8 protein-coding genes are annotated in these 9279 nt (G+C 75.5%); 5 read left to right on the top strand and 3 right to left on the bottom strand.

What is annotated here, in order from left to right; all coding sequences use genetic code 11:
* Nucleotides 1–298: 298 nt before the first annotated feature.
* Entirely contained in the window at nucleotides 299–700 is a 402-nt protein-coding gene (locus NH342_RS20085; RefSeq protein ID WP_253017635.1) for a DUF5318 family protein, read from the bottom strand.
* Nucleotides 701–869: 169 nt separating this feature from the next.
* Here NH342_RS20085 and NH342_RS20090 point away from each other — a divergent pair, with 169 nt between their 5' ends.
* Together NH342_RS20090 and NH342_RS20095 are read left to right on the top strand one after the other, a co-directional pair.
* Nucleotides 870–1949: an inositol-3-phosphate synthase gene (locus NH342_RS20090; RefSeq protein WP_253017636.1), complete on the top strand. Its 1080-nt coding sequence runs from the start codon at nucleotides 870–872 to the stop codon at nucleotides 1947–1949.
* A 49-nt stretch (nucleotides 1950–1998) separates the two neighbouring features.
* Nucleotides 1999–2775 carry a hypothetical protein gene (locus NH342_RS20095; RefSeq protein ID WP_253017637.1) on the top strand — a complete coding sequence of 259 codons (777 nt, stop codon included), beginning with the start codon at nucleotides 1999–2001 and terminating at the stop codon, nucleotides 2773–2775.
* A 95-nt stretch (nucleotides 2776–2870) separates the two neighbouring features.
* Here the strand turns inward: NH342_RS20095 and NH342_RS20100 are convergent, their stop codons facing one another.
* A complete protein-coding gene (locus tag NH342_RS20100; protein WP_253017639.1) occupies nucleotides 2871–3521 on the bottom strand; it encodes a YqgE/AlgH family protein in 651 nt (216 codons plus the stop codon).
* Between the two features lie 76 nt (nucleotides 3522–3597).
* Between NH342_RS20100 and NH342_RS20105 the strand changes: the two genes are divergently transcribed.
* Nucleotides 3598–4890 carry an MFS transporter gene (locus tag NH342_RS20105; RefSeq protein ID WP_253017641.1) on the top strand — a complete coding sequence of 431 codons (1293 nt, stop codon included), beginning with the start codon at nucleotides 3598–3600 and terminating at the stop codon, nucleotides 4888–4890.
* Here NH342_RS20105 and NH342_RS20110 read toward each other — a convergent pair.
* A complete protein-coding gene (locus NH342_RS20110) occupies nucleotides 4868–6343 on the bottom strand; it encodes a CCA tRNA nucleotidyltransferase (RefSeq protein ID WP_253017643.1) in 1476 nt (491 codons plus the stop codon). The genes NH342_RS20105 and NH342_RS20110 overlap by 23 nt on opposite strands.
* Nucleotides 6344–6385: 42 nt before the next feature.
* On the opposite strand from NH342_RS20110, the gene NH342_RS20115 reads away from it, so the two are divergent.
* Nucleotides 6386–6862, top strand: coding sequence for an NUDIX hydrolase (locus NH342_RS20115; RefSeq protein WP_253017645.1), 477 nt, complete (start codon nucleotides 6386–6388; stop codon nucleotides 6860–6862).
* Nucleotides 6859–9183 (top strand): DUF6049 family protein, encoded by a 2325-nt coding sequence (locus NH342_RS20120; protein ID WP_374209491.1) that lies wholly within the window; start codon nucleotides 6859–6861, stop codon nucleotides 9181–9183. The genes NH342_RS20115 and NH342_RS20120 overlap by 4 nt, the downstream gene beginning before the upstream one ends.
* The last annotated feature ends 96 nt before the right edge of the window (nucleotides 9184–9279 follow it).

Raw genomic sequence — 9279 nt, forward strand, 5'->3', positions numbered from 1 at the left:
CGAGCGCGGGTCGGGTCGACGCGGGTCGGGCCGGCCGCCGCCGCCCCCGGAGCGGGTGGCCCGGGCCGGCGGGGGCCGGCGGACCGAACCGGGGGGCAGCCCGACGGGCGAGGTCTCGTCGTGGGGAGGCACGGCGGTGGCCCCTCTCTGGCGGATCGGTGTGGTCTGTGCGGTGCCGGCGGGCGCGGGTCAGCGGACCAGCATGCCCCGGTCAGGGCGTCGCGGTCCAGGATGACCGCTCCACCTGTGGATGGCCGGGAACGGTCCGTCCCCGCCCGTGTCGTGTCCCGCCGGGTGGTCAGCCGCCGCGGCGCTGCCGGCGAGGTGCCCGACCCGGCACGGGCTCCGCACCCAGGACGTAGGAGACGGCCAGGTGGTTCCACCGGCAGCTGCGGCAGACCTCGACGGACCAGACGGTGAACTCGTCCTGCATCGCGTCCATCCGGGCGAGCTCCCGTTCCCGCTTCGCCTGCCCGGCGACCGTCCCCAGCGCCTCACCGTAGACGTAGTTGACCCTGGTCAGCAGCGTGTTCTGGCACACCGGGCACCGGTCGGCGGTCTCCTCGCCGTGGTGCCGGGCGGCCTGCACCAGGTGCGGTGTGGCGTCGCAGACCTCGGCGAGGGCGACCCGGCCGGCGCGCACGTCGGCCAGCACCGCGCGCTTGCGCAGCGTGTGGTCGACCACCGATCGGCGTGGCACCACTCCACCGTACGACCGGGGGGCGGCCGGCTCGACCTGACAAACGGATCCGTATGCGAGCTGACAAAGCAGACCGTATGTTCGTGTCGTCCGGCCCGTCAGCGCGGCCGGTCCGGATACCCCGCACCGACAACCGCCGCGCACCGTCGCCGGCACACCAGGAGGACCCATGGGATCGGTCAAGGTCGCCATCGTGGGCGTCGGCAACTGCGCCGCGTCGCTCGTGCAGGGCGTCGAGTACTACAAGGACGCCGACGAGACGCAGAGCGTCCCCGGCCTGATGCACGTCCGGTTCGGCGACTACCACGTCTCCGACGTGAAGTTCGTCGCCGCGTTCGACGTCGACGCCAAGAAGGTCGGCCAGGACCTGTCCGCCGCCATCGGCGCCAGCGAGAACAACACGATCACGATCTGCGACGTGCCGCCGACCGGGGTCACCGTGCAGCGCGGCACGACCCTGGACGGCCTGGGCAAGTACTACCGCCAGACCATCGAGGAGTCCGACGAGCAGCCGGTCGACGTCGTCGCCACGCTCCGCGAGTCCGGCGCCGACGTGCTGGTCTGCTACCTGCCCGTCGGCTCCCAGCAGGCCGCGGAGTTCTACGCCCAGGCCGCCCTGGACGCCGGCGTCGCCTTCGTCAACGCGCTGCCGGTCTTCATCGCCGGCACGCAGGAGTGGGCGGACAAGTTCACCGCCGCCGGCGTCCCGATCGTCGGCGACGACATCAAGAGCCAGGTCGGCGCGACCATCACCCACCGGGTGCTGGCCAAGCTGTTCGAGGACCGCGGCGTCCAGCTGGACCGCACCATGCAGCTCAACGTCGGCGGCAACATGGACTTCAAGAACATGCTCGAGCGCGAGCGCCTGGAGTCCAAGAAGATCTCCAAGACCCAGGCGGTGACCAGCCAGGTCGACCGCGACATGGGCAAGGACAACGTGCACATCGGTCCGTCGGACCACGTGCCGTGGCTGTCGGACCGCAAGTGGGCCTACGTCCGGCTCGAGGGCCGAGCGTTCGGCGACGTCCCGCTGAACCTGGAGTACAAGCTCGAGGTCTGGGACTCCCCGAACTCGGCCGGCATCATCATCGACGCGGTCCGCGCGGCGAAGATCGCCAAGGACCGCGGGATCGGCGGCCCGATCCTCTCGGCGTCCTCGTACTTCATGAAGAGCCCGCCGGTGCAGTACAGCGACTCGGAGGCCCGCGACGCCGTCGAGGCGTTCATCCGCGGGGACGTCGAGCGCTGACCCGCCAGCACCGACCCAGCGGGCCGGTGTGCCTCCCTACCCTGGGGGCATGCCGGCCCGCTCGCGTTGGATCGCCCTGCTGCTCGCCCTCGCCGTCGCGGTGCTGGCCGGGTGCAGCAGCGGTGGGTCCGCTGCCGACCGCAACCCCGGCGACACGATCACCGAGGACGAGGCGCAGACCCTGGCCGGCCTCCTGCACCGCAACTACACCGCCGGCGGCGCGGACTTCACCATCACCGCGCCCTACGCGGAGAACACCGTGCTGACCCTGACCGGCGAGATGGACTTCCGGGCCGGCATCGGCCGCGCGCAGGCCGTCACCAGCTACGGCACCGGCCAGCCCGACGACACCCGCACGCTGTTCTTCACCAAGTCCGACCTCTGGTACGGCGACGTCCCGGGGCTGACCGAGGCGATGGCCGCGGCCGGCCGCCCGGGCACGACCTACCTGGAGCGGCCGATCGCCAGCACCCAGGCCAACGGGACGGCGTCGCTGGTCGACGTCCTGGTGCAGCTGCTGCCCAACCTGTCCCAGCGGGCCGACGACGACCCGCGGTCCTTCCTCGAGCGCAACTACACCTGGCAGGGCCAGCGGTCGGTCGACGGCCAGCTCGCCGTGGCCTACCAGACCGGCACCGGGGCGACGATCGTGGTGTCGGCCGAGACCAAGATGCTGCTGCAGTACACGACCCGGCTCCCCGACCAGACCTTCGAGGTCACCATCACCCTCAGCGACCCGGGGCCGCGGACCATCACCGTGCCGGGGGAGGCCGAGACCGCGCTCGCCTCCGACTACCCGCAGGTCGCCGCGGAACTGGGCTTCTAGACGCAGAACGGGAGGGACGGTCTCTTCCCCAGACCGTCCCTCCCGCAGCACACAGTCTGCCAGACCCGGCGACGCCCGGCGAGACTCCTGGTGCCTCAGTTCTGGGTGGGGTCCGGGGTGGCGGTGGCGAGCACCGCGCGGGCGCCGGTCTGCCGGCGCAGCACCCGGTGCCACAGGGCCGCACCGGCCTCGCCCGACAGCACGTCGTCGGCGTGCGCGCCCACGCAGGCCCACGCGCCCTCGGCGATCTCCCCGCCCAGCTGACCCGGGGACCAGCCGGCGTACCCGGCGAACACCCGCAGCCCCCGCACGGCGGGCGCCAGGCCCGCGGGGTCGCCGTCGAGGTCGACCAGGTGGACATCGGCGTCGACCGGCTGCAGACCGGGCCCGCCCTCGGCGCACACGGCCAGGCCCAGCGCGGTCTCGCTCTCGCACGGGCCACCCACGTGGAAGACGCCCGGCGCCACGGCCAGGTCCGCCCAGCCGGGCAGCACCTCGGCGATGCGCACCTCGCTGGGCCGGTTCAGCACCACCCCGACCGTGCCGGAGGCGGAGTGGTCGACGACGTAGACCACGGTGCCGACGAAGTTCGGGTCGGCGAGCACCGGCATCGCGACCAGCAGGGACCCGGGGCGCACGTCGGCGATCCGGCCCAGCGTCAGCGGTGGGGCGACCGCGCCGGGCGCCCGGCCCGCCGGGGCGGTGGGCCGGCGGTCCGGGTCTGGCGACGGGGGCACCGCGTTCATCGCGCCCAGTGTGCCCCAGGACGGGACCCTCCGGGGGCATCCGGCGCCGCCCGCGGCGACCGTAGGGTGCGCAGGTGTGGGGGGACGGGCAGCGACGGCGCGCCGGCTGCTGGAGCGGCCCGACTTCCGCCGCCTGCTGCTCACCCGGCTGGCCGCGCAGTTCGGCGACGGCGTCTTCCAGGCAGCCCTGGCCGGCACCGTGCTGTTCAACCCGCAGCGGGCCGCCGACCCGCTCGACGTCGCCGCCGGGTTCGCCGTCCTGCTGCTGCCCTACTCGGTGGTGGGCCCCTTCGCCGGTGTCTGGCTGGACCGGTGGAGCCGCCGGCAGGTGCTGCTGGTGGCCAACTGCCTGCGGGCCGCGCTGGTCGCCGTCGTCGCGGCCCTGACCTTCGCCGGCGTCGACGGCGCGGCCTACTACCTGGCCGGGCTGGCGGTCTTCTCGGCCAACCGGTTCGTGCTCTCGGCGCTGTCGGCCGGTCTCCCGCACACCTGCGACCGCGCCGAGCTGGTGCCCGCGAACGCGCTGAGCACCACCGCCGGGGCCGTGGCCGGGGTGCTGGGCGGCGGCGTGGCCATCGGCGTGCGCGCGCTGGTGGGCGGGGACGACACCGGCTACGCGGCCCTGGCCCTCTTCGCCGCCCTGCCCTACCTGGCGTCGGCCGCCGTCGTCGCCGGTTTCGTCCGGGCGCACCTGGGCCCGGACCACTCGTCGCGCACCGCGACGGTCTCGGCCCGGGACGTGCTGCACGGCATGGCCGCCGGCGCCCGGCACGTGCTGGCCTCGCGAGCGGCCACCTGGGTGCTGTCGGTGATGGCCGTGCAGCGGGTCTGCTTCGGCCTGCTCACCCTGCTCAGCCTCCTGCTGTACCGCGGCACCCTGGACCCGGTCGGCCCCTTCGCCGTCGGCCTCGCGGGCCTCGCGCAGGTGCTCGCCGCAGGAGCAGTGGGCACGCTGCTGGCCGCGGCGGTCACCCCCGCCGCCGTCCGCCGGTGGGGCAAGGTCGTCTGGACGACGGCGGCGCTGGTGCTCGGTGGCGTCGGCCAGCTGGCCCTCGGGCTGGCCTTCGCCGCCCCCGCCGTGGTGGCCGCGGGCTTCGTGCTGGGCTTCGTGGGCCAGGCGGTGAAGATCTGCGTGGACAGCACGCTGCAGGAGGTCGTGCACGACGACTTCCGCGGCCGGGTGTTCTCCGTCTACGACACCCTGTTCAACGTCACCTTCGTCGCGGCGGTGGTGGTGGGCGCCCTCGCACTGCCCGCCTCGGGCCGCAGCGTGGCCGCGCTCGTCGTCGTCGGTGGTCTGTACCTGGCCGCGGCGCTGGCCAACGGGCTGCGCGGCGCCCGGGCGGTCAGCGCGCGCGCCACCAGCTGAGCAGCTCGGCCTCGGCGACGTCGGGCTCCAGCGGGCCGCGCTCCAGGCGCAGCTCCTTGAGGAAGCGCCAGGCCTCGCCGACCTCGCGGCCCGGGGGGATGCCCAGCAGCTCCATGATCCGGTTGCCGTCCAGGTCCGGGCGCACCCGGGCGAGGTCCTCGGCGGCCGACAGCTCGGCGATCCGGCGCTCCAGCGAGTCGTAGGTCGCCGACAGCTGCGCGGCCCGCCGCCTGTTGCGGGTGGTGGAGTCCGAGCGGACCAGCTTGTGCAGTCGGGGGAGCAGGTCCCCGGCGTCGGTGACGTAGCGGCGGACGGCGGAGTCGGTCCACTCGCCCGAGCCGTAGCCGTGGAAGCGCAGGTGCAGGAAGGTCAGGCGCGAGACCTGCTCCACGACCTCCTTCGGGTACTTCAGCGCGGTCAGCCGCTTGCGCACCAGCTTGGCGCCGACCACCTCGTGGTGGTGGAAGGAGACCCGGCCGCGGGGCTCGCGGCGCCGGGTGGCCGGCTTGCCGATGTCGTGCAGCAGGGCGGCCAGCCGCAGCACGAGGTCCGGGGACGGCGACCCCGGGTCGGCCAGGTCCAGCGCGATGGCCTGGTCGAGCACGGTCAGCGAGTGGGCGTAGACGTCCTTGTGCTGGTGGTGCTCGTCGATCTCCATCCGCAGCGCCGAGAGCTCGGGCAGCACGACGTCGGCCAGCCCGGTGGACACCAGCAGCTCCAGGGCCGCCCGCGGCGCGTCGTTGCACAGCGTCCGGGAGAACTCCTGCTGCACGCGCTCGGCGGTGATCCGGCCCAGCTCCGGGGCCATCCGGGTCATCGCCTCGACCACCTCGGGCACCGGGACCAGGCCCAGCTGGGCGACGAACCGCACGGCGCGCAGCATCCGCAACGGGTCGTCGGCGAAGGAGTCCTCGGGCGTCCCGGGGGTGCGCAGCCGGCCGGCCAGCAGGTCGCCCAGCCCGCCGAACGGGTCGGTGACGGTGCGGTCCGGGCCCAGCGAGACCGCCATGGCGTTGACGGTGAAGTCCCGGCGGGCCAGGTCGTCGAGCAGCGACGTCCCCCAGGCGACCTCGGGGTTGCGCGACTCCCGGTCGTACCGGTCGGCCCGGAAGGTGGTGATCTCCAGCCGCTCGCCGCGCACCTCGGCGCCGACGGTGCCGAAGGCGATGCCCTGGTTCCACGTGGAACCGGCCAGGCCCTCGAGGACGGCGAGGGTCTGCTCGGGGGTCGCCGACGTGGTGAGGTCCAGGTCGCCGATCCGGGGCGTGCCCGCACCCGCGGCGAGCAGGGCGTCGCGCACCGAGCCGCCGACCAGGTGCACCTCGTGACCGGCGGCGCCGAAGCGCTCGCCGACGAGGCCCAGGACGGGCGTGAGGTCGACCAGCGCGCGGACGGTCTCCTGCACGGCCTCGGGGACCGGCTGGGGCTCGGGACGCGGGGGCTGCTCGGACACGACCAGCCAGGCTACTGAGCCCGGTCGCGCTACCCTGCAGGCATGGCTCCGACGGGCGGACGACGGCGCCCGGGCCGACGTCTGCGCCGGGTCGACGAGACCTCCGCGGGCGGGCTGGTCGTCGCCGACGACGACGGCACGGGCCCCCGGGCGGCGCTGATCGGCCGCACGGACCGCCGGGGCCGGCTGCTGTGGTCGCTGCCCAAGGGCCACATCGAGGCCGGGGAGACCCCCGAGGACACCGCCGTGCGCGAGGTGGCCGAGGAGACCGGGATCGTCGGCGAGGTCGTCGCCCCGCTGGGCATCATCGACTTCTGGTTCGTCGCCGACGGCCGCCGGGTGCACAAGACGGTGCACCACTTCCTGCTGCGCGCCGTCGGCGGGGAGCTGTCCGACGAGGACGTCGAGGTCACCGAGGTCGCCTGGGTGCCGCTGTCCGAGCTGTCCGGCCGGCTGGCCTACGCCGACGAGCGGGCCCTGGTCGAGCGCGCCCCCGGCCTGCTGGCCGACAGCGCGTGACCCGCCGGGCTGCCGGCGGCGCCGGACGCCCCGCGACCCGGACCCGGGGACGGACCCGTTCCGGGACCCTCCTGCTGGTGGCGCTGCTGGGCGTCCTGCTGCTGCCCGGCACGCCGGCGCAGGCGGCGCCGACCTCGGGCCCGGCCGCGCCGGTGTCGATCACCGTCACCACCCTGGAGCCGCGCACCGTCCGGCCCGACAGCACGATCGTGGTCGGGGTGGTGCTGACCAACGACGGCGAGGACACCGTCACCGACCTGTCCATGCGGCTGCAGCGCGGTGAGCGGCTGGCCACCCGCGAGCAGTTGGCGGACGACGTCGCCGACCCCTCCCCGGGCGACGTGGCGCAGGCCCCGTTCGTCCCCGTGCCGGGGGTGCTGGAGCCGGGGGACGACGCCTCCTTCACCTACACCACCACCGCCGCCGACCTGGCCCTCACCGCGGACGGCGTCTACCCGGTGCTGGTCAACGTCAACGGCACCCGGGCCGGGCTGGTGGAGCGGGTCGGCGAGCTGTCCACGTACCTGACGGTGTTCGCGGCCACCACCAGCCGGACGTCGGTCGCCTGGCTGTGGCCGCTCACCGACCGCCCGCACCGCGACGCCGCGGGCGCCTTCACCGACGACGACCTGGCCACCGAGGTCGCCGCCGACGGCCGCCTGGACCGGGCCCTCACCGTGCTGGAGGACCTGCCCGACGGCGGCAGCTCCGTGCCGGTCACGCTCGCCGTCGACCCCGCGCTGGTCGAGGCGCTGACGACGATGTCCGGCGGGTACGCCGTGGACGGCGTCAGCGGGACCGGCGCCGCGGCGGCCCGTGGTTGGCTGGGCCGGCTGCGGTCCCTGGCCGCGGTCCACCCGGTGGTCGCGCTGCCCTACGCCGACGTCGACCTGGACGCGCTGCAGGCGGCCGGCCTGCCCGCGGTCATCACCCGGTCCCTCCCCGGCACCGTCGAGGGCACCGCGCAGCAGCCGGCCGACGACGGCGACCCCCTCGCCGGCATCACCCCCACCCCGACCTCGGCCGCGCCGACCTCCGAGGCCGCTGCGGCGACGCCCACGACCAGCGCCGGCGAGCAGGTCCTGACCGACGCGCTGGGCACCGCACCGCGCACCGACCTGGCCTGGCCGGCCGGCGGTGCGGTGCGCAGCGACACCCTCGCCACGCTCACCGCCGGCGGGGTCGACCAGCTGGTCCTGGGCGCGGGCGCCTACAGCGACGCCGACGCCGCGCTGGGCCGCACCGGCCGCGCCGCGGCCGCCCGGGTACCCGTCGACACCGCCGGGGGCACGCTCACCACCCTCGTCGGCGACACCGCGCTGGGCCAGGTCGTGGCGGGGGCCGACACCGCCACCGGCGGCCCGCGGGGGGCCGAGCAGCGCTACCTCGCCGAGCTGGGCGTGCTGACCTCCCAGCTGGCCGCCGTGGACCCCGCCGTCGCGCAGACGGTGCTCGTCGTCCCGCCCCGCGAGGTCCAGGCCGACCCCGACTGGACCACGCCCATGCTCGCCGACACCGCCACGGAGCCCTGGCTGGCCGCGGCGTCGCTGACCGACCTGGCCGCCGGCCCGGTCGCCGACGCCGGCGACCTGGTGGCGCCCCCGGACGACGCCCGGCTCGCCGGCCCGGGCATGGCCGCGGTGGCCGCCGCGGTGGCGGTCCGCGACGACGTCGCCGGAGCCGTCGTCGGCGACCCCGGCACGGTGCTGGCCGGCTACGACGCGGCCACCTCCCGCGCGACCTCGGTGGCCTGGCGGGACGACCCGGACGGCTTCGCCGCGTCGGCGGCGGACCTGCAGCAGACGCTCTCCGGCCTGCGGGGCGAGGTCGGCCTGGTGGCGCCGGCCGACGGCGCCTACAGCCTGGCCTCCAGCGACGCCCCGCTGGTGCTCACCGTCCGCAACGACCTGCCCTTCGCCGTCGACGTCACCCTGGACCTGCAGACCCGCAGCGGCGTGGGGTTCCAGGCCGAGTCCGTGCCCGCGCAGCGGCTGGAGCCGCAGTCGCGGACGGTGGTCACCGTGCCCGCCTCGGTGCAGCAGTCGGGCAGCTTCACCGTCGTCGCACAGCTGGCCACCCCGGCCGGCGGCCCGCTGGGCACCGCGGTGCAGCTGCGGGTCAGCAGCACCGCCTACGGCCCGATCACCCTGGCCATCACCATCGGCGCGGCCGCGCTGCTGGGACTGCTGTTCCTGCGCCGGCTGGTGCTGTTCGTGCTGCGCCGCCGGCGCGGGCCCGGGCAGGAGGACGACGTGCTGCCCCCCGTGGACGGCGACCCGGCCGGGCCGCTGCGCACCCCGCCGACCCGGAGCCCGGTGTGAGCGGCGGGTCGCACCGCCCCGACGGCGGCCCGGCCTCCGGGGAGGGGCCGACCGTCGCCGAGATCGTGGAGCGCGCGGCGCAGGAGCGGCGCAGCG

The sequence above is a fragment of the Klenkia sp. PcliD-1-E genome (genome assembly GCF_024124375.1).
In the GTDB taxonomy this organism is placed as follows: Bacteria; Actinomycetota; Actinomycetes; order Mycobacteriales; family Geodermatophilaceae; genus Klenkia.